Origin of the sequence: Microbispora bryophytorum, from assembly GCF_006874465.1 — a bacterium.
In the GTDB taxonomy this organism is placed as follows: domain Bacteria; phylum Actinomycetota; class Actinomycetes; order Streptosporangiales; family Streptosporangiaceae; genus Microbispora; species Microbispora bryophytorum.
This window is the reverse complement of sequence record NZ_VIRL01000012.1, coordinates 198069-216239: the sequence shown is the minus strand read 5'-3', so window position 1 is coordinate 216239 and position 18171 is coordinate 198069. Positions and strand designations below refer to the sequence as shown.

The 18171-nt window shown below is 72.8% G+C and carries 16 protein-coding genes; 9 read left to right on the top strand and 7 right to left on the bottom strand.

Translation table 11 applies throughout. From position 1 onward, the window contains the following. Positions 1-148: 148 nt before the first annotated feature. Complete coding sequence (locus FLX07_RS21920) at positions 149-556, top strand: hypothetical protein (RefSeq protein WP_142572826.1); 408 nt, start codon at positions 149-151, stop codon at positions 554-556. Positions 557-831: 275 nt separating this feature from the next. Here FLX07_RS21920 and FLX07_RS21915 read toward each other — a convergent pair whose 3' ends face one another. After that, positions 832-1725, bottom strand: coding sequence for an alpha/beta hydrolase (locus tag FLX07_RS21915; protein ID WP_223853665.1), 894 nt, complete (start codon positions 1723-1725; stop codon positions 832-834). A gap of 389 nt (positions 1726-2114) precedes the next feature. On the opposite strand from FLX07_RS21915, the gene FLX07_RS21910 reads away from it, so the two are divergent. The 3 genes from FLX07_RS21910 to FLX07_RS21900 are packed head-to-tail and all read left to right on the top strand — an operon-like array spanning position 2115 to position 4520. After that, positions 2115-2915, top strand: coding sequence for an ABC transporter permease (locus tag FLX07_RS21910; RefSeq protein WP_308424428.1), 801 nt, complete (start codon positions 2115-2117; stop codon positions 2913-2915). Positions 2916-2921: 6 nt separating this feature from the next. Next, entirely contained in the window at positions 2922-3710 is a 789-nt protein-coding gene (locus tag FLX07_RS21905; RefSeq protein ID WP_142572820.1) for an ABC transporter permease, read from the top strand. 3 nt (positions 3711-3713) lie between these two features. After that, positions 3714-4520 (top strand): ABC transporter ATP-binding protein, encoded by an 807-nt coding sequence (locus FLX07_RS21900; RefSeq protein ID WP_142572818.1) that lies wholly within the window; start codon positions 3714-3716, stop codon positions 4518-4520. Here FLX07_RS21900 and FLX07_RS21895 read toward each other — a convergent pair. The 4 genes from FLX07_RS21895 to FLX07_RS21875 all read right to left on the bottom strand — a co-directional run bounded on the left by FLX07_RS21895 (position 4444) and on the right by FLX07_RS21875 (position 8154). Next, positions 4444-4920 (bottom strand): hypothetical protein, encoded by a 477-nt coding sequence (locus FLX07_RS21895; protein ID WP_142572816.1) that lies wholly within the window; start codon positions 4918-4920, stop codon positions 4444-4446. The genes FLX07_RS21900 and FLX07_RS21895 overlap by 77 nt on opposite strands. Positions 4921-4983: 63 nt before the next feature. Beyond that, the gene (locus FLX07_RS21890) at positions 4984-5856 is read right to left on the bottom strand and encodes an ABC transporter permease (protein ID WP_208762317.1); all 873 of its coding nucleotides are present in this window, start codon (positions 5854-5856) and stop codon (positions 4984-4986) included. After that, positions 5843-6940, bottom strand: a complete 1098-nt coding sequence (locus tag FLX07_RS21885) for an ABC transporter ATP-binding protein (RefSeq protein ID WP_189105033.1) — start codon at positions 6938-6940, stop codon at positions 5843-5845. Before FLX07_RS21885 ends, FLX07_RS21890 begins: the two co-directional genes overlap by 14 nt. After that, a complete protein-coding gene (locus tag FLX07_RS21875; RefSeq protein ID WP_142572814.1) occupies positions 6937-8154 on the bottom strand; it encodes a LolA family protein in 1218 nt (405 codons plus the stop codon). Before FLX07_RS21875 ends, FLX07_RS21885 begins: the two co-directional genes overlap by 4 nt. Before the next feature lie 134 nt (positions 8155-8288). Here FLX07_RS21875 and FLX07_RS21870 point away from each other — a divergent pair, with 134 nt between their 5' ends. The 3 genes from FLX07_RS21870 to FLX07_RS21860 are packed head-to-tail and all read left to right on the top strand — an operon-like array spanning position 8289 to position 11782. Then, positions 8289-8963 (top strand): response regulator transcription factor, encoded by a 675-nt coding sequence (locus FLX07_RS21870; RefSeq protein WP_142572812.1) that lies wholly within the window; start codon positions 8289-8291, stop codon positions 8961-8963. Between the two features lie 3 nt (positions 8964-8966). Next, positions 8967-10355 carry a sensor histidine kinase gene (locus FLX07_RS21865; RefSeq protein WP_142572810.1) on the top strand — a complete coding sequence of 463 codons (1389 nt, stop codon included), beginning with the start codon at positions 8967-8969 and terminating at the stop codon, positions 10353-10355. A gap of 8 nt (positions 10356-10363) precedes the next feature. Continuing rightward, positions 10364-11782 (top strand): pyridoxal phosphate-dependent decarboxylase family protein, encoded by a 1419-nt coding sequence (locus FLX07_RS21860; RefSeq protein WP_142572808.1) that lies wholly within the window; start codon positions 10364-10366, stop codon positions 11780-11782. Between the two features lie 86 nt (positions 11783-11868). Here the strand turns inward: FLX07_RS21860 and folP are convergent, their stop codons facing one another. Both folP and FLX07_RS21850 read right to left on the bottom strand, forming a co-directional pair. Continuing rightward, positions 11869-12765: a dihydropteroate synthase gene (gene folP, locus FLX07_RS21855; RefSeq protein ID WP_223853664.1), complete on the bottom strand. Its 897-nt coding sequence runs from the start codon at positions 12763-12765 to the stop codon at positions 11869-11871. Positions 12766-12851: 86 nt separating this feature from the next. Further along, positions 12852-13721, bottom strand: a complete 870-nt coding sequence (locus FLX07_RS21850; RefSeq protein WP_142572806.1) for a LysR family transcriptional regulator — start codon at positions 13719-13721, stop codon at positions 12852-12854. Between the two features lie 235 nt (positions 13722-13956). Between FLX07_RS21850 and FLX07_RS38490 the strand changes: the two genes are divergently transcribed. Then, complete coding sequence (locus FLX07_RS38490) at positions 13957-16128, top strand: neutral zinc metallopeptidase (RefSeq protein WP_263407658.1); 2172 nt, start codon at positions 13957-13959, stop codon at positions 16126-16128. A 549-nt stretch (positions 16129-16677) separates the two neighbouring features. Beyond that, on the top strand, positions 16678-18036 hold the full coding sequence (locus FLX07_RS21835) for an LCP family protein (RefSeq protein ID WP_229689856.1): 1359 nt from the start codon (positions 16678-16680) through the stop codon (positions 18034-18036). Positions 18037-18171: the final 135 nt, after the last annotated feature.

Sequence of the window (18171 nt, the reverse complement as noted above, 5' to 3'; positions counted from 1 at the left end):
GTTATCGCCTGATCCCGGTTAGAATCGCGCCACGAAGATCCAATTGGAAACCGGAATTCGGCACTCATTCGCGCGGCGATCGTCCGCCGGATTCACGAACGCCCCGCCAAGCCGCCCCGATTCCCCCCAATGAAGTCAGGTGAGGCCGATGAAACTGAAAGGCACATTGTTCGCCGCCGGTGTCGCGATGCTGCTGTGCGCGGTGCCCGGCGCGCCCGCCGCCCAGGCGGCCGCCGCGTCCGCCGGTCTGCTCGGAGGCACCTGCTCACCCAGCCTCTACTTCACCCAGGCCGGCGGCGCCGCCGTCGCGGTGAACGCCTCCGTCTCCTGCTCCTCATCGATCGACTATCTGCAGGTCGACGTGCAACTGCGGCGCAACGGCAGCGCTGTCGCGAGCAACGTCTGCGGAACCACCAGCTGGTCGGTCTCCTGCGACACCGGGGTCGCCTGCCAGTCCGGGTCGTACCAGGCCTCCGCCCAGTTCCAGGCGTACAGCACCTCGGGCTACGGCGACTACGCCACCTACACGACTCCGGCATACACCGTCACCTGCTGACCCCGGCCACCGCGGCGGCCCCGCCCGATCGACCAGCGCCGCCATCACCACAGAAGGCCAGCCGCGAAATAGGCGACCTCCAGAGCCGGCAGACACCAGGTCTCCCATGTATTCGGCTGGCCAGGACGACGGAATTCGCACCTGCCATTCCCGGCTTTCGGAACCGGACCCGTGCGTGTTCACGAACCGCCGATCACGTACGCGACGCCGTGAATCTTTCAGCGTGCGGACGGCGCGGTGGCCGCATATTCCGGCGGCGGTCGCCGAAATGCCCTTCAGGCGGCCTCGACGCCGGAGGTGGGGCGGTGAGCCTGGACGGCGTCGAGGAAGCGGGAGACGTGCTCGAAGAGCAGGCGGCCTTCGGGGAGGACGTCGGCGAGAAGGGGGAAGATGTGCGGCATGCGGTTCCACTCCTCGTAGGTCACCTGCACGCCGGTCTCGCGGGCCCTGACGGCGACCCGGCGGACCTCGTCGCGCAGGACCTCGGTGGAGCCGGTGACGATCATCAGCGGGGGGATGCCGGTGTAGTCGCCGTACACGGGGGACACGAGGGGGTCGAAGCAGTCGAGGCCGTCGGTCCAGCGGCGGGCGAGCCAGTCGACGCGGCCGGCCGGGAGCATGGGGTCGGACCAGACGTTGGCGCGGCGGCGGTGGGAGCTGAGGTCGGCCCAGGGGGACAGGCAGATTCCGGCGGCGGGGAGGGGCATGCCCCGGTCCCGGAGGGACAGCAGCGTGGCGAGGGTGAGATGGCCCCCGGCGGAGTCCCCGGCCAGCACGATGTCCTGGGCGGCGTACCCGAGGTCGAGCAGGTGCTCGTACGCCTGGAGCGCGTCCGACAGCGACTCGGCGAGGGAGTGGACCGGCCCCTGGCGGTAGTCGAGGGAGAACACCGGGCAGCCGGCCGCGGCCGACAACCGCCACGTGATCGGCCGGTGGGTGGCCGGGGAGCAGACGAAGTAGGCCCCGCCGTGGAAGTAGAGCACCACCTTGCGCTCGTCCAGGCCGGGTCCACCGTGCACCCATTCCCCCGTGCACGAGCCGGACCTGTCTGGAACGATGGACACGTGCTTGGGGAGGATGCCGGGGACCCGCTCGCCGAGGCACATGATGCGACTGGCCACGGCCATCCCCGCGGTGTTGCGGACGAGGATGGTGGAGATCGGTCTCATGGTGCCCCGCAGGACCCCGTTGATCGCAGCGGCCTGCCAACTAACCGGATATTCCGGACGAAGGTCTACGTTCAGCTCATGTGTCATGCAAGCCTCCCAAAAGGGACATTCCCCTTTAGGTCATCCGTTCTACCGTTGGGTATGTTTCACTCCCCTTACGGCAAGGTTACGACAAGGTAACGTCGCAGGACACGGGCCACCTCTGGATGGATATTCGGGGGCGACGCCGGCCCCGGGAAGCCCGGTGTCAGCCCGGTATCGGCCCGGCGTCGGCCCGGTGCCGAGCCCGGTCGCCGCGCGATGGTAAACGCTCAGCAAAATCTTCCGATCGACGATCACGACAAGGACGGCGGGGGTCCCGTGCGCATCCTCCACCGCCTCGCCGCGCGGTGATCGGCGGCCACGGCGCCGCCGTCTCCCTCTATCCCCGGCTGGCCTGGTACGGCTTCCGCAGGCACGCGACCTACTGGGCCGCCGCCCTCGCCGGGGCGTTCACCAACACCGTCTTCGGGGTGCTGCGCGCGTACGTGCTGATCGCGCTGTGGCAGGCCCGTCCCGGCCTCGGGGGATACGACGTGGCGGGCGCGGTCACCTTCACGTTCCTCACGCAGGCGTTCATCGGCCCGATGCAGTTGTTCGGCGGCGGCCTGGACCTGCCGCAGCGGATCCGCACCGGCGACGTCGCGCTCGACCTGGTCCGCCCGGCGTCCCTCCAGCTGCGGTGCCTGTCGGAGGACCTCGGCCGCGCGGCGTACCTCTTCGTCGCCCGCGGCGGTCCGCCGACCCTCGTGGGCGCGCTGCTGTTCGGCGTCGTCGCCCCGCACTCCCCGGCCGCGTTCCTCCTCAGCGTCGCCCTGGGCGTGGTCGTGAGCTTCGGGTGGCGCTACATCGTCGCGCTGGCCACCTGCTGGGTCATGGACGACCGGGGCCTCGGGGTGCTGTCGATGGTGCTCACGACGTTCTTCAGCGGGCTCATGCTGCCCCTGGCGATCTTTCCCGGATGGTTCGGCGACCTGGCCCGGGCGCTGCCGTGGTCGGCGATGGCGCAGGTGCCCGCCGACGTCTACCTGGGCACGGCCGACCCCGCCCGCGCCCTCGGCTTCCAGGCCCTGTGGGCCGCCGTCCTGCTGGCCCTCGGCGCGCTCATGACCGGCGCCGCCCGGCGGAAGGTCGTGATCCAAGGTGGCTGAGCGCCCGTGATCAGGACGTACGCGCTGCTCGCCTGGACGTGGACGCGGGCGGCGGCGCAGTACCCGTTGTCGTTCGCGCTCATGACGGTGGGCGGGCTGGTGGTCGGCGGCCTCGACATCGCGGTCATCTGGGTCATCTTCGCCAACACCGACGAGCTGGCCGGCTTCGGGCTGACCGAGGTCATGTTCCTGTACGGCGCGTCGCAACTGGCCTTCTCGCTCGCCGACCTGCTGTTCGGCAACGTCGACAGGGTCAGCCGGCACATCGGGGCCGGCACGCTCGACGCCATGCTGATCCGGCCCGCGTCGCCCTTCGTTCAGGTCGCGGCCGACCAGTTCACGCCGCACCGGATCGGCCGGTCGATTCAGGCCGGAGCCGTGCTGGCCGTGGGCCTGACGCGGCTGGACGTCCCCCTCGGCCGGGTCTGGATGGTGCCCGTCATGGTGGTCTCGGGCATCGTGATCTTCGCGGCGCTGTTCACGCTCGGCGGCGCGGTGCAGTTCCTGCTCACCGCCGCCCCCGAGGTGGCCAACGCCTTCACCTACGGCGGGGCGATGCTCACGCAGTATCCGCTGAGCGTCTACGACGCCCGCATCGTCCGGGGGATGACCTTCGCGCTGCCCCTGGCGTTCGTCAACTGGCAGCCGGGCCTTTACGTGCTCGGCCGGCCCGATCCGCTCGGCCTGCCGTCCTGGACGGGCCTGCTGTCCCCCGCCGCCGCGCTCACGCTGGCCGCCGTCGCCGCGCTCGCCTGGCGGGCGGGGATCCGCCGCTACCGATCGACGGGGAGCTGACCAGTGATCGAGGCAGACGAGGCCGGGCGGACCTTCACGGTCCGCCGCCGGGTCGTGCACGCCGTGCGGGACCTGTCCTTCCGCGTCGCTGCCGGCGAGTTCGTCGCCTGCCTCGGCCCGAACGGCGCGGGCAAGTCCACCACGATCAAGATGCTGACCGGGATCCTCACGCCCACGTCGGGCCGGATCAGGGTGGCCGGTCTCGATCCCTCCCGCCGCCGTACGGCTCTCGCCCGCAGGATCGGGGTCGTCTTCGGCCAGCGGACGACGCTGTGGTGGGACCTGCCGCTGCGGGACAGCCTGGAACTGATCCGGCTCCTTTACAAAGTAGATCGCAAGGTGTTCCGCGAGCGGCTCGACGAGATGTGCGACCTGCTCGACCTGGGCGGTTTCCTCGCGACCCCGGTGCGCCAGCTCAGCCTGGGCCAGCGGATGCGGGGCGACATCACCGCCGCCCTCCTGCACGACCCCGCCGTGCTGGTGCTTGACGAGCCGACGATCGGGCTCGACGTCGTCAGCAAGGCGGAGGTGCGCGACTTCCTGCGGCGGCGATGCGCCGAACACGGGACGACGGTGCTGCTGACGACCCACGACCTTAGCGACGTGGAACGGCTGTGCCGCCGCGTGCTGCTGATCGACCACGGCCGGCTGGCCTTCGACGGCACCCTGGACGGCCTGCGGGCGACCGCGCCCGGCGCGACGTCGATCGAGGAGGTGGTGACCGACCTCTATCTCAGAAGCCGAACGACTCCTCGTACTCCTCCTCCTGCTCCTCGTCCGACTCCGGACGGGCCCAGCGCGACGGCATGAGCACCGGGAGGAACAGCGCGACGCCGAGCAGGCCGTAGACGCCCGTGGACAGCAGCATGAGCATGCCCCGGCCGGCCTGCAGCAGCTCGGCCTGCACGGACGGCCCCGTGGGCACGAGACTCGCGGCGCGCGACACGTCGAGGACGTAGACCACCGTCCAGGCCAGCAACGCCATCGACGGGACGAACGTCGCCAGCGGGGAGACCCGGCCGACCAGCACCAGCCCGAGCAACAGGCCCACGACGGCCATCACGCCGAGGGCGATCAGCATCCGCGTGTCCTTGGCCGGGTCGACGCTCTGTGCCGCTCCCCGGACCGCCTCCTGGGACGCCCATCCACCACCCAGGAGAACAGCCGCCGCGACGACAACGCCCAGGAGCAGCCCGAAGAAGTGCCGCATGCACACCGCCTTGGTGAGAGGTCCGCGGCAACACTAGCGACAAAGAACGGTAAAGGGCAGCACTTACGCCGTGATGTCCTTACTCGTGAAGCGCGACCAGGCGATGGAGCCGAAAATCAGGACGTACGCGGCGAAGGCCAGCAGTCCCTGCCCCATCTCGTCGAACGCCACCGGCGCCCGCAACGCCCCGTCGAACGCGCCCCACCACGAGGTCAGCAGGACCGGCCGTACGGCCGCCACCTGCGGGATCGCGCTCAGGACCTGGCTGACCACCACCAGCACGACACTCGTGGCCACGGCCCCGATCGGCGCCTCGGTCAGCGTCGAGACGGCCAGGGCCACCGCGCCGAGCGCGGCCATCCCCGCGGCGGCGTACAGGACGACCACGCCGACGCGCAGCAGGGCGTCGGCCGCCGGGATCGTCGTGCCGGACAGCAGCGTCACCGGCCCGACGGGGAACAGCACCAGCCCGGCCACCAGCGCCGACAGCGCCACCAGCGCGCACGCCGCGAGGCAGAAGACCACGACGTTGGCGTACTTCACCAGCAGCAGCCTGGTCCGGCCCGCCGGGGCGGCCAGCAGGTAGCGCAGCGTGCCCTGGGCCGCCTCACCGGCGATCGCGTCGCCCGCCACGACCGCCACGGTCAGCGGCAGCACGATCGGCATCATGACCACGAACGCGGCGAAGGTCAGCATCAGGCCGTTGCCGGCGATCTGGCCGATGATCGAGCCGCCCGCGTCGCCGTCCGACGCGACCCGCACCGCGACGCCGACCAGCACCGGCACGACCGCGAGCACCCCGAGCATCGCGAGGTTGCGCGGGCGGCGGAACGTCAGCCCGATCTCGGAGCCCAGCAGCCGCGTCAGGTGCCGCATGTGCCGCACCTGCCGCACGTGGCTCGGGGCGAGTCCTCCGGCGTTCTCACGCACCGACATCGAACCCCTCCCCCGTCAAGCCAACGAAGATGTCCTCCAGCGTGGGACGCTCCACGCCGAACCCGCGCACGGCCACGCCCTCGCCGACGAGCAGCGCGCAGATGTCTTCCGGCGCCCGGGCGCCGAGGACCGCGGTGACCTCGTCGTCCGCGGCGCGCACGTCGCCGAGCCCGGCCCGGGCCAGCACCGCCGCCGCCGCGCCGGCGTCCGGCGTCTCCACCCGCAGGCGCGGCTCGTCGCCCGAGGCGCGCAGCGCGGCGATCGGGCCCTGCGCGACCAGCCTGCCGGTGCGCATGACGCCCACGTGGGTGCACATATGCTCGACCTCGCTCAGCAGGTGGGAGGAGACGAAGACGGTCGTGCCGTCCTCGGCGATCCTCCTGATCAGCGTGCGGACCTCCCGGGTGCCCTGCGGATCGAGGCCGTTGGTCGGCTCGTCCAGCACGAGCAGCTCCCGCGAAACCAGCAGCGCGGCCGCGATGGCCAGGCGCTGGCGCATGCCGAGCGAGTAGGTGCGGTAGCGCCGGCCCGCCGCCGCCGTCAGCCCCACCCGCTCCAGCGCCGCGCCGATCCTGGCCCGCGCCGTACGAGCGTCGGCCGACGGGTCGGCCACGTCGAAGCGGCGCAGGTTGGCCTCGCCCGACAGGTACGGATAGAAGGCCGGCCCCTCGACCACCGCGCCGACGCGCGGCAGCGCCCGGGCCAGCCCGGCGGGCATGGGCGTCCCGAGCAGCGACCACGTGCCCGAGGTCGGGGCGACCAGGCCGAGCAGCATGCGGATCGTCGTGGTCTTGCCCGAGCCGTTGGGACCGAGGAAGCCGAAGACCGATCCGCGCGGCACGGCCAGGTCGACGCCGTCGACGGCCACGTGGCCGCCGCGGAAGCGCTTGGTGAGGCCGGACGTGACGACGGCGTGCGCGCCCGCGCCCTCCGTGGAGGGCGGGGGCGGGGGCGCCCCGGTGTCCTCCCGTGACGCCCCCGCGCGCGTGCCCACCGTCACCGCGTCCACCGCGTCCACCGCGTCCACCGCCTCCACCGCGACCCCCGCGACCCCCGCTCGTCCGCGGTGCGTGGGCTCGGTCATCCCTTCACACCGGCCGCCCGGTAGAGGGCCTCCGGGGTCACGGCGCCGGCGAGCAGGCGCCCGTCGTCGGTGATCAGGATCGACACCACCTTCGTGCGCAGCAGCCGGCCGCTGCCCCACTGCCCGCTGACGGGGGTCGCCGCCCCCTTCAGACCGTCGAGCAGCGCGGCCACGTCCAGGCCGTCCGGCCCCTTCCCGTCCTGCTGCTGGGCGGGGACGTCCCGGACGGGAGCCTCCGGCAGGGAGGTGACGAGCACACTGTCCCAGCCGGATCCGACGACGCTGCCGCGGTCGTGCGCCTCGGCGACCGCCTCCGGCCGGTGGCCGACGGGAGGTGTCGCCGTTTCCTGCTCGACCTTCGCGCCGGCCGGCGGCGTGAAGGAGAAGTTCTCCGGCGCGGGGGCGGTGAACGACAGCGACTCGAAGCCGACCTCGAAGGCCGGCTCGGCCGCCCCCTTCGTGTACACCTGGACGCGCAGCGGCATCAGCTTCTCGCCGTCGAGCGCCACCCGGACGTCCTTGATCAGCGAGTCGGCCGACGTGGGCGTCAGCACGATCTGGTAGGCCGCGCGGCCCGCGACCGTGACGTCGTCGCCGACGCTGATCGCGGTGTCGCTCCCGGCCGCCTTCAGCGCCTGGCGCGCGGCCTGCTCCGGTGTCGCGTACGGCGACGCGGGTCCGGGCCGCAGCGGGAAGCCGCCTTCGGGCCCGCCGCTGTGCCCGCCGCCGGGCCCGCCGCTGTGCCCGCCGCCGGGGGCCGCCGGGGCGGTGAGACGGGTCGCCTTGTTGGCGGCGCTGTCCCACAGCCACACCGTGTCGCCGTCGGCGACGACGTCGGTCTCGCTCATCTCCCCCGGCAGCATGAGGCGGAACCGGTCCTCCCCCGCGTACCAGATCTTGAGCTGGTGCGACCCCGACAGCAGCGACGCCGCCGAGGCCGCGGACGGCCCCGGGCCCCCGGACAGGCCGGTCAGGCCGGGCAGCGAGGGCAGGCCGAGCGACGCCGTCTCGACGATCGTGCCGGACATCGGCGGCATCCGGCCGCTCTGCCAGGTGCGCGCGACATCGGCCAGCAACTGCTCCGCCGTACGGTCCGGCAGGGCCTGGTCGCCGCGCACGGCCGCGATCACCGGTCCGGTCCCCACGGCCGCGGCCACCACGGCCACCGCCGCCACCGGCACTCCCCACCTCACGGCGCGGGCTCTCTTCGCCATTTCACATCTCCCACTATGGGCGGAAACCTGATGACCCGAGACTGCCTGGACGCTCCTGTGCCGACGCTGAGACGGGCTGAGACGGCTCTCAGGCTCGCCGCATACGCCTGTCCGAAAGGGGCCACACTGGGGCAATGCGGGTTCTGGTGGTGGAGGACGAGCGGCGCATGGCGGCGGCGCTGCGCCGCGGGCTGCAGGCGGAGGGCTTCGCCGTCGACCTGGCCCACGACGGGAACGAGGGCCTGCACCTGGCGCGCGTCGGCGACTACGACGTGGTCGTGCTCGACATCATGCTGCCCGGCATGTCCGGCTACAACGTGTGCAAGCAGTTGCGCGCGGAGGAGAACTGGGTGCCGATCCTCATGCTGTCGGCCAAGGACGGCGAGTACGACATGGCCGACGGGCTCGACCTCGGCGCCGACGACTACCTCACCAAGCCGTTCTCGTACGTGGTGCTGGTGGCCCGGCTCCGGGCGCTGCTGCGCCGGGGCGGCGGCCGCAGGCCCGCCGTGCTGCGCGCGGGCGACCTGTCGCTGGACCCCGCCGCGCGGGCGGTCACGCGCGGCGAGGCGCCGGTCGAGCTGACGCCCAGGGAGTTCGCCCTGCTCGAATACCTGATGCGCCGGCCGGGCGAGGTGGTGTCGAAGCCCGAGATCCTGGAGCACGTGTGGGACACCTACGACACCGATCCGAACGTGGTCGAGGTGTACGTCGGATATCTCCGCAGGAAGATCGACACGCCGTTCGGCCGCGCCGCCCTGCAGACCGTGCGCGGGGCCGGATACCGGCTCGCGAGCGACGGCGGCTGAGCCGTGCCCGCCTCACTCGCGCGCCCGGTCACGTGGTGGCGGCGGCAGAGCCTGCGGTTGCGGGTCACCGCGGCCGCGACCGCCGTGCTGGCCCTCGCCCTGGCCGCGTCGGCGTACGTGTTCGTCGCGGTGCTCGGCGAGGCGCTCGTCCGCGGCATCGACGACCAGGTCTACCAGCGGGGACGGGAGATCGTCGCGCTGTCCGACGCGAACCGGCTGTCCGATCCCGTCGTCTCGTCGGACAACACGATCGTGCAGGTGCTCGACCGGGAGGGGCGGATCGTCGACGCCACCCCGAACACCGACCGTCTGGTCCCCCTGCTGCCCGCGGCGTCGCGGGAGGCCGCCGTGCGCACCGGCTCGCCCCTCTTCCTGGACGGCCGGCCGTACGCCCTGCCGGGGCCGCTGCGCGTGCGGGCGCTGAGCGCGGACCACGGCGTGACGGTGATCGTGGCGCGGTCGTTCGCCGAGGTGGAAAGCAGCATGGTGACCATCGGACACGTGCTGATCGCGGGCATGCCGCTGCTGCTCGCGCTGCTGGCGGCGGTCTCGTGGCTGGTCGTCGGGCGCACGCTGCGGCCGATCGCGCTGCTGCGGCGGGGCGCGGCCGAGGTGGGCGCCACGGCCCGGTCGCGGCGGCTGCCGGTGCCCGAGGCGCGTGACGAGGTGCACGCGCTCGCCACGACGCTCAACGACATGCTCGGCCGGCTGGAGGAGGCCGACGCGCGCCAGCGGGCTCTGGTTTCCGACGCGGCGCACGAGTTGCGCAGCCCGCTCGCGAGCATCCGGCTCCAGCTGGAGGTCGCGCTCAGTCACCCGGAGGGACAGGACTGGACGGAGACGGCCGAGGGGGTGCTGGAGGACACCCTCCGGCTGTCCCGCCTCGCCGAGGACCTGCTCGCGCTCGCCCGGCTCGACGAGGGCCGCCTGGGCCGGCGGGAACCGGTCGACCTGGTCTCGATGGCCCGCCGGACGGCCGAGCGGTACGGCCTCGACCTCGACCTCGGCCTCGACCTGGCGCCCAGTGTGTCTCCCGTTGTGGCGTCTCCCGTCGTGCTGGGCGACACGCTGGACCTGCGGCGAGTGCTCGCCAACCTCGTCGACAACGCCCTGCGGCACGCGGCGTCGGCGGTCGGGATCGGCGTACGCGCCGAGGGGAGCGTCGCCGAGCTCACCGTCACCGACGACGGTCCGGGCATCCGGCCCGAGGACCGGGAGCGGGTCTTCGACCGGTTCACCCGGCTCGACGACGCCCGCAGCCGCGACGACGGCGGCGCCGGGCTCGGTCTCGCGATCGTGCGCACCACGGTCGAGGCCCACGGCGGTACGGTCCACCTGGAGGACGCCTCCCCCGGACTGCGCGCCGTCGTCCGGCTCCCCCTGGCACGTTGAGGAGTTTCATGCTTCCCGAGTACGGCAGGCCCGTCACCGAACTGCTCGCCGAGCTGACCGCCCTGAAGGAGGCCGACCTGCCGGTGCGCGGCGGCAAGGTGACGGCCTACGTCTACGACACCGGCCTGCCGGAGGTGCACGAGGCCGCGCACCGGGCGTACGCGGAGATGCTCGAAGTCAACATGCTCGACCCGACGGCCTTCCCCAGCATGGTCGCGCTGGAGCGGCAGGTGGTCGGGGCCGTCGCCGAGCTGCTCGGACGGCCGGGCGCACCGGGCGTCTTCACCAGCGGCGGCACCGAGTCGATCATGCTGGCCGTGAAGGCCGCCCGCGACGCGCGTCCCGGCGCCACCCGGGTCGTGCTGCCGGTCACCGCGCACCCGGCGTTCCACAAGGCGGCGCACTACCTCGGCATGGAGATCGTGCCGGTCCCGGTCGAACCGGCCACCTACCGGGCCCGTGTCCCGGCGTTCGAGGCCGCGCTGGACGACCGCACGGCGCTGGCGGTGGTCTCCGCGCCGTCCTACCCGCAAGGTGTCGTCGACCCGGTCGAGGAGGTGGCCGCGCTCGCCGCCGCTCGCGGTGTGCCGTGCCACGTGGACGCCTGCGTCGGCGGATGGCTGCTGCCGTGGCTGCGCGAGGCGGGCGCCGCGGTCCCGCCCTTCGACCTGAGCGTGCCCGGCGTCACCTCGATCTCGTGCGACCTGCACAAGTTCGGGTACGCGCCGAAGGGGGCGTCGGTGCTGCTGTTCCGCGACGCCGAACTGCGCCGCCGGGCCTACTTCGCCTCCGCGGCCTGGCCCGGCTACACGATCATCAACGCGACCGTGCAGAGCTCGCGGTCCGCCGGGCCGCTCGGCGGCGCCTGGGCCACCCTGCAGGCCCTCGGCCGGGAGGGCTACCTGGAGCTCGGCCGCAGGACGCTGGAGGCGACCCGGCGGCTGGCGGAGGGCGTGGGCAAGATCCCCGGACTGCGGGTGCTCGGGGAGCCGGAGGCCGCGCTGGTCGCCGTCGCCGGCTCCGCCGACGTGGACGTCTTCGTGCTCGCCGACGAGGCGCGCCGGCTCGGCTGGTTCCTCCAGCCGCAGCTGTCGTACGCCGGGATCCCGGCCAACATCCACGTGACCGTCACCGGTGTGACGCTGGCGGGGGTGGACGCGATGCTGGAGGTGATCGCGCAGGCGGCCGAGGCCGCGCGGCGGCGTGGGCCGGCCGAGGTGCCCGCGGGCCTGCCCGAGCTCATCGCGTCCCTCGACCTCGACGCGCTGGACGACGCCACGTTCGCCGAGCTCGCCGCGTCGGTGGGGATCGACCTCACCGCGACGGGACAGCCCGGGATGGCGGTCGTGAACGCCGTGCTCGACGCGCTGCCGGCCACGACCCGCGAGGCGATCCTCGTCCGGTTCCTGTCGGTCCTGTACTCCTGACGCGGGCGCTCACAGGCGGGGTCACAGCCCTGGCGCTCACGGGGTCACAGCCTGGCGCTCCGACGTCCCCGCGGCGAAGGCCGGAGTCAGCGCCCCGCCGGCCGGGGCGGTGCGCCGCCGAGACGGGCGACGACCGCGAGAGCCGTGCGGGCGCTCGCCGCGTCGTGGACGCGGAACACCCGGGCGCCCTGCAGCGCCGACACGGCGAGGGTGGCCAGCGTGCCCGCGTGCCGCTCCCCCACCGGCAGGCCGCCCAGCGTCTCGCCGACGAAGTCCTTGTTGGAGACGGCCACCAGAACCGGCCACCCGGTGGCGGTCAGCTCGCCGAGCCGTCTGCTGACCTCCAGCGATTGCCAGGTGTTCTTGCCGAAGTCGTGAGCCGGGTCGATCAGGATCGCGTCACGGCGGACTCCCGCGGCGGCCGCGCGCTCGGCGAGGTCCGTCGTGTAGGCGACGACGTCGGCCACCACGTCGGCGTACGCGATGCGGTGCGGCCGGGTGCGCGGCTCCACCCGCCCGGCGTGCGCGCACACCAGGCCGATGTCATAGGCCGCGGCGACCTCGGCGAGCTTGGGGTCCACCCCGCCCCAGGTGTCGTTCAGCAGGTCGGCCCCGGCCTCGGCGACGACCTCGGCGACCTCCGACCGCCAGGTGTCGACGCTGATGATCACGTCGGGGTGCCGATCGCGCACCGCGGCGACCACCTCCGCCACGCGGCGAATCTCCTCGGCCGGATCGACCTCCGTGCCGGGACCGGCCTTCACACCGCCGATGTCCACGATGTCCGCCCCCTCCTCGATGAGGCGAGAGGCGGCGTCGACCGCGGCGGAGAAGGCGTAGGTCGATCCCCGGTCGTAGAAGGAGTCGGGGGTCCGGTTGACCACGGCCATGACCGCGAAGTCGCCGGGACCGAAGGCACGGCCGCGCAGGCGCAGGACGGCCGACAGGCCGGGCGCCTCGGCGGGCATCGGCATAGTGGACATCGCGGCCAGCGTACTAGGTCGACGTCGTCCTCTCGCGTGCCCGCCGCCGGCGAAGGCGTGGAACGCTCCAAACGCGCGGCATGCGCTCACGCCGCGGAGCCGCCCTCGGCCAGGGCCACGAAGTCCTGCGCCGTCGCGGGCAACCGCCGCCGAGCGTGCACGACCGCGATGATCTTCCGGAGCGAGGGGTCGAGGGAGCGAATCACGAGGCCGGCCCTGGCCGCCTGCTCGGCCATGCCCCGATACCACAGCAGCGAGGCCCGCCCCTCCCGCACGGCCCGCAGCCAGCCCCGCCGCTCGTCGGACTCGACGGCCGGGATCGGGCGGACGCCGTACGTGGCGAAGATCTGGTCGAACTCCCTGCGCCGGGGGTTGCCGGGGGCGGGCAGCACCAGCCGCATGCCGTCGAGCCGGGCCACGGGGACGGGATCGGGCAGGTCGAGGCCGGGCGGGGAGATCAGCACGATCTCCTGGCGTTCGAGCGGATGGCTCACCAGGTCGGTGGGCACCGGGAGGTCCGTCAGCCCGAGATCGGCGCGCTGCTCGCGCACCGCGCTGACCACCCCCTCCCGGCCCTCGCACCGCACGATGTGCACCCGGATCCCCGGATGCTCGGCGGCGTAGGCGGGCAGCAGGCGCCCGGCGAGACCGGGCTCCAGGCTTGGCGTGGACGCGATCCGCAGCTCGGCGCCGGAGGAGTTGCCCTGCGTCGCGAGCGCCTCGATCTCGGCCACCGCGTCGAGGGCCTCGCGGGCCAGCTTCACGACCCGGCGTCCCTGGGCCGTCACGACGACCCCACGGCCGGAGCGCGCGAAAAGCGTCATTCCGAGTTCACGTTCCAGGTCGCGTATCGCGCGGGACAGAGCGGGCTGCGCGATATAGAGCGATCTGGCGGCATCAGTCATGGTGCGGTGCTCCGCAGTGGCGACCACGTAACGGAGCTGCTGCAGATTCATGCGAAAAACGCTAGGGCAGACGAGCCCGGCGATTCTGGAACATCGCAGAGATCACGCCGGTCGATTACACATCGTGCCCGACATCTGCTACATCCGTGATGGATGAGAAAACAGTATTCTTTTGCCCCAAATCCACAAAGGGGGCAATGTCGTGGCGCAGCAGTACCCTCCGCAGGAGCCGCCCGGGGAGAGTTCTCCCTATTCAGGGCCGCCGTATTCGCCGCAACCGGAGGCTTTGCCCGCCTCACCGGACGGATCGCGATCCCCCGGCGCGGCGCCGGGACCGTACGGTCCGCCGGGCTGGGGCGGCCCTGAGGGGCGAGGCGCTTCGGAGGGCTGGGGCGGCACTGAGAGCTGGGGCGGCCCGGAGGGCGCCGCGTGGCAGCAGGCGCCCGGCACCGCTCCTTACCCGCCGCCGGCGCAGCCGCAGAACGGCTCCCAGACGCCGGGAGGTCAGCCCTACGGCGGCCCCCATCCGCCCGGGGCATATCCCCAGGGCCCGCCCGCATACCCGGGGAACGGCCCGGCCTATCCGGGGAACGCCTCGCCACAGAGCAGCCCCCACCCTTCCGGCTCCCCCATCTCCGGCTCCCCCGTCCCCGGCTCCCCCATCTCCGGCTCCCCCGTCCCCGGCTCCCCCGTCCCCGGCCCCCCTGTTTTCGGGCAGCAGCCGCACGCCGCCGTCCACCCGCCGAGCGGGCCGCCGCAGGGACCTGGGGCCTACCCCGGACCGGACGGCGGCGTCCCCTACCCACCGGCCGCGCCGCCCTACAGCCAAGGCGCGTACCCGGGAGCCGAGGCGCGGGGCGGCGCCTATGCACCGAACGGCCCCTACCCGGGCGCGGCGCCCCACCAGGGCGGGCCACAGTTCCAGGGCGGGGCGCAGTTCCAGGGCGGGGCGCAGTTCCAGGGCGGGGCGCAGCCGCAGGCTCCGGCATGGCCGGATGCGGCGGGCGCCGGACCGCACGCCCAGCCTCCCGTGCAGCCTTCCGTGCAGCCTTCCGTGCAGCCTCCTGCGCAGCATCCCGTGCAGGCCCCTGCACAGGGTCACGGGGGGCCCTACGCGCAGCCCTACGCACCCCCGCCGTCCCCCGCCGCCCAACCCGGCTCTCCGTACGGGCCGTACGGGCCGCCGAACGGAGCGCCGAACGGGGCGCCGAACGGAGCGGCGGGCCACCAGGGAGGCCAGGCGTACGCGCCGAACGGGCCCGCCTACCCGCAGGACTTCCCGGGACCGCGGGGGACCGCGGCCCCCGTCCCCTCGCAGGGCATGCCGTTCCAGGCGGCGCCGCCACCCCCGCCGCCACCCCAGGCGCCACCCCAGGCGCCACCCCAGGGAGCGCCGTTCCCGGTGCCGCCCCCGCAGGGGCCCGGGTGGGCCGCGCAGCCTCCGGCTCCCTCCCGCGGGCCCGCCTCCCCTTATCCGCCGCCCGCCTGGCGGCCGCCGCGTCGCAAGTCCGGCGCGGGGGCGGTCATCGGCGCGCTCATGGGCGTGCTGGCGCTGGTCTTCGTGCTCATCGTGATCGTGGGCGCGCTGGTGGGCCTGTCGGACCACGACGAAACGGTCTCGCCGATCGCGATCCCGACCTTCTCTCCGTTCCCCTCAGATGAAGCCACCACGGACACGCGACCGACCCGGAATCCGACCTCGGAGCCGACGTCGCGGCCCACGACGCGGCCGACTCCGGTGCTCAACCGGACGACGAAGAACAACACCCTCTACCGGGCGGGATCGCTGGCGAAACCGAACTGCCGGGCAGGGAACGCCAGCATCTACAACCACGCCCAGTTCAAGGCGCTGATTCTCAAGACCGGCACGTGCATGGGCAAGGCGTGGGCCCCGGCGCTGGAGCGGGTCGGGATCGACTGGAGCCCGCCGAAGTACATGATCGCGGCCCGCAAGGGCAGGGGCGCGTGCGGCGACTATCCCTCCCCCGGCAGCAACGTGCCGTACTACTGCCCGAGCAACAGCACGATCTACGCCTCCACCTCGGCCATGGCGAGGGAGTACGGCCCGCTCGGGTCGTGGAACGGGATCATCGTCAGCATGATGGCCCACGAGTACGGCCATCACATCCAGAGTCTGTCGGGCATCTCCGACTCCTGGTGGCGGCAGACGCTCGACTCCGGCTCGCGGAGCGGCAAGCTGGCCCTGAGCCGCCGGCACGAACTGCAGGCGACCTGTTTCGGCGGAATGTTCATGCGGTCGATCGCCGCCTCGTATCCGATCGACACCACCCGGCGCAACACACTCCTGTGGGCGTACAGCCACCTGGGCGACCCGCCGGGAGGGCCGCGCGACCACGGGAACACGCGCAGCAACGCCGCCTGGTTCCGCCAGGGATACACCCGCCCGTCGGCTTACCAGTGCAACACCTGGGCCGTCGGCTCCAGTTCGGTGTCGTGATGGGCCCCCCGGTTTACGTCGTTCTTGTCCGGATATGGGGGTTAGAATCCCTAGCCACAGCTTCGAAAGAGAGAGCGGTGAACCATGCGCGGCGGGGGTCCCGCTGACGAGGCCGGAGGACCCCGGAAAGGGCAGCGGCCAGGTCAGCCCAGCGGAGACAGCGGAGACCCAGGCCGACCTCGCGGGCACGCGCCTCAACCCGGCGAACACGCGGGCCCGCCCGGCGCAGAGCCGGGCCCGCCCAGCGGACACCCGACGCAACCCGGCGAACACTTAGGCCGGCCCGGCGCACACCCGACTCAACCCGGCGAACACCCGACGCAACCCGGCGCAGACCCGGGCCGACGTGGTGGGAGTGGGGACGACAAGGAGCCGACGGGCCCGCGCGCCGCGGCGGCCGGGCGGGGCCGGGGGCCGCGTTTCGGCCCTCCGCTGACCACCGCCTCCCTGATCGGCTGGACGGCGCTGTCGGCCGTCCTGCCCGGGGCGGCCCACCTGCGGGCGGGCAACCGCCGCACCGGGATCGCGCTGCTGGCGACGTTCGGCGTCGTGCTGGTCACCCTGGTGGTCCTGGTCCTGCGTCTGAAGGACAACGCGGGGGCCGCGCTGCGCGGCAGCACGATGACCGCCATCATGGCCGGCGCCGCCGCGTGCGCGCTCGCCTGGTTCGCGCTCGTGCTCCTTTCTTTCGTCGCCCTGCGCCCGCAGCGGCTGACGCAGACCGGGCAGGTGGTGTCCGGCATCGTCGCGGGCGTGCTGTGCGTCGCCGTGATGGCCCCGTTCGCCTTCACCGCCAACACGATCAGGACGGCCAGCCAGTTACTCGACGACGTCACGGCCCCGGTGGAGGGCTCGACCCCCGTCCCCGTACGCGCCGAGGACCCGTGGAACGGCCGCACCCGCGTGAACTTCCTGCTGATCGGCGGCGACGCGGCGGGCAACCGGCTCGGGGTGCGCACCGACTCGATGACCGTGGCCAGCGTGAACGTCGCCACCGGCAACACCGTCCTGTTCAGCCTGCCGCGCAATCTCCAGTACGTCCGGTTCCCCCCGAGCAGCCCGCTGCGCAAGGTGTTCCCCAACGGCTTCAACGCCGAGGGGCAGGGGCTGCTCAACTCCGTCTGGTACTACGCCGACAACAACCCCCAGGTCATGGGTGGCAAGAACAAGGGCGCGCAGGCGCTGAAGGACGCCATCGGCTACACCCTGGGCCTGAACATCGACTACTACGCGATCGTCGACATGTACGGCTTCGCGGCCCTGATCGACGCGGTCGGCGGGCTCAAGATCCGGGTCGAGCAGGACATCAGGTGGGGCGGCAAGTTCGGCACCGCCGGGACCATCAAGGCCGGTTACCGGACGCTCGACGGCGAGGAGGTGCTCTGGTACGGCCGCTCGCGGGTGGACAGCGACGACTTCTCCCGCATGGCCCGCCAGCGCTGCGTCATCGGCGCGCTCGCCCAGCAGGTCACCCCGGCCACGGTGCTCGCGAACTTCAGCAAGATCGCCGCGGCGGCCCGGCACATGTTCCGCACCGACATCCCCCGCGACCTGCTGGAGCACCTCGTCCCGCTCGGCATGAAGGTGCGCAGCGCCAAGATCACCAGCCTCCAGTTCGTGCCGCCTCTCATCTACACGGGCAACCCGGACTGGGCCAAGATCAGGCAGCTGACCAAGGAGGCGATCCGGGAGTCGATGACCGACTGGGGCGCCGTCGCGGCCACCGCCTCGCCGATGACCTCCGCCGGATCGGCGGCCTCCGCCACGCCCTCCGGCTCGCACTCCCCGTCGGCGTCGCCGAGCCCGTCCCCCTCCCGTACGCCGGTCGTCGCCGGGGCGAGCCCCCGCAGTACGCCCACCACGAACGACAAGGCGGCCAAGAGCCTGACGGAGCTGTGCGGCTTCTGAGCCGGCACTCCTGAACCGGGTTCCTGAACGCGGGTTCCCGAACGAGTGTTTCTGAACGGGGACCGGGCGACACCTGCGGGTTTTCGGAGAAGGCGTGGACGCGGCCCCTCGGATGCAGCAATGTTGTCACGTAAC

Excerpts from the sequence above, each read along its gene's own strand:
- FLX07_RS21875 (WP_142572814.1), bottom strand. The coding sequence starts at position 8,154 with ATGGCGAAGAGAGCCCGCGCCGTGAGGTGGGGAGTGCCGGTGGCGGCG.
- FLX07_RS21915 (WP_223853665.1), bottom strand. The coding sequence starts at position 1,725 with ATGAGACCGATCTCCACCATCCTCGTCCGCAACACCGCGGGGATGGCC.
- FLX07_RS21920 (WP_142572826.1), top strand. The coding sequence starts at position 149 with ATGAAACTGAAAGGCACATTGTTCGCCGCCGGTGTCGCGATGCTGCTG.
- FLX07_RS21860 (WP_142572808.1), top strand. The coding sequence starts at position 10,364 with ATGCTTCCCGAGTACGGCAGGCCCGTCACCGAACTGCTCGCCGAGCTG.
- FLX07_RS21895 (WP_142572816.1), bottom strand. The coding sequence starts at position 4,920 with ATGCGGCACTTCTTCGGGCTGCTCCTGGGCGTTGTCGTCGCGGCGGCT.
- folP (WP_223853664.1), bottom strand. The coding sequence starts at position 12,765 with ATGTCCACTATGCCGATGCCCGCCGAGGCGCCCGGCCTGTCGGCCGTC.
- FLX07_RS21850 (WP_142572806.1), bottom strand. The coding sequence starts at position 13,721 with ATGAATCTGCAGCAGCTCCGTTACGTGGTCGCCACTGCGGAGCACCGC.
- FLX07_RS21870 (WP_142572812.1), top strand. The coding sequence starts at position 8,289 with ATGCGGGTTCTGGTGGTGGAGGACGAGCGGCGCATGGCGGCGGCGCTG.
- FLX07_RS21885 (WP_189105033.1), bottom strand. The coding sequence starts at position 6,940 with ATGACCGAGCCCACGCACCGCGGACGAGCGGGGGTCGCGGGGGTCGCG.
- FLX07_RS21890 (WP_208762317.1), bottom strand. The coding sequence starts at position 5,856 with ATGTCGGTGCGTGAGAACGCCGGAGGACTCGCCCCGAGCCACGTGCGG.